Source organism: Rhodoferax sp. ZS1R8 (genome assembly GCF_056521325.1).
Genome location: NZ_JBWMBA010000124.1, coordinates 1 through 1,203 on the forward strand (window position 1 = coordinate 1; position 1,203 = coordinate 1,203).

Below are 1,203 nucleotides of genomic sequence, written 5' to 3' on the forward strand. Positions count from 1 at the left end.
ATGCGAAAGCCTCCACCAGTCGGTTGATGCGATTGGCCGCCACCATCAGGCGCGCCCGGTCGGCATCGGTCAGCGTTACGCCGTTGGCCACATTGCCAGTGGCAACTGCCGTGAGCGTGGATTCAAACGCCATCACTGACAGCGCTAGGCGCGGGCTGAGCGGCGTGGGCTTGGTTTGTACCTGCGGGCGGCCATCGTCCACCCAGCAGCCCAAGGCTTTGGCCGCGTCGACAAACTCGCGGCCACCGTCCTTGATCTCATAGGCCAGCACGTCGCCGCCTTTCTCGCCGCAGCTCATGCACACCCACGCGCCCGTGGTGACGTTGACGCGCATGGAATCCGAGCCGCCATGAAAGTTGCAGGTGGTGGTCTTCCACTTGGCAGACCGTGGGCCTTTGAGGGTCAGGCCCTGGTTCTCAAAGTAGGTAACCGGGTCAGGGAGTAGGGTGCGGTCAAACGGCATGTTGACCTCCCGCTGCGTTTGAAATTGCCGTGCGAACCGACGTGCTTGTTCCCGGCGTTGTGCCGTTGAAGGTGCTTTTCATGTTGCACCTCGCTTAGAAAGAAGCAATCAGGGCGCGAATGTCGGCGCTGCGCCAGGCGACGCAGCGTTTTGACAGCTTCACGGGTGCGGGGTAGCGGCCTTCGGCCACGCCTGCCCACCAGTGGGATCGGCTAACCGGGACGTGTGCCAACACCGTGGGCAAGCGCCACAGGGCAATGTCAGGATTTTGGGGAGAGGGGAGCGCGCCAGCCGGAATGGTGGCATTGGGTTGCGCGTCTGCGCGAGGGTTTGAGGTCATTTGGTTTACAGCGCCGTCTCGGCGTTTAGTAGTTAATAAATTGCGCTGGTCAGCGCCTGCCTTGGGGTTTCTGGTTCTGATTGCCTTTCTTCTTTGTCGGTCGGGGTCGCCTTCTTCGGAATCGCCGTCATCGTCGCTGGCGGTGACTGCGGGCGCTTCGCCACTGGTGTCGTTTCCGTCGCAATCCACATCAGTGCTTGCGCCACCACCACCTTGCTCGGGGTGTCCATTGGTTATGCCACAGAGGCCTCCCTTCAACACTGGAAGGGAGTGGCGTCGCTCAACGATGCCAGCTACAGATTGAAGCACTGCCAAAACGCGGTCTTGAGTGCACTTGAGAACGATCATGGTGTTCCTGCATTCGTACTACCGATAAACCCTAATGGGTTTATATCCAGTA

General features: G+C 60.2%; 3 protein-coding genes. All 3 read right to left on the minus strand.

Translation table 11 applies throughout. The features are described 5' to 3' along the window. The coding region (locus AC097P_RS24330; protein ID WP_479612991.1) for a CHC2 zinc finger domain-containing protein at positions 1 to 463 on the minus strand (463 nt) is incomplete at its 3' end. A 94-nt stretch (positions 464 to 557) separates the two neighbouring features. Then, positions 558 to 803 (minus strand): helix-turn-helix transcriptional regulator, encoded by a 246-nt coding sequence (locus AC097P_RS24335; protein WP_479612992.1) that lies wholly within the window; start codon positions 801 to 803, stop codon positions 558 to 560. A 32-nt stretch (positions 804 to 835) separates the two neighbouring features. After that, entirely contained in the window at positions 836 to 1,033 is a 198-nt protein-coding gene (locus AC097P_RS24340; RefSeq protein WP_479612993.1) for a hypothetical protein, read from the minus strand. Positions 1,034 to 1,203 lie beyond the last annotated feature (170 nt).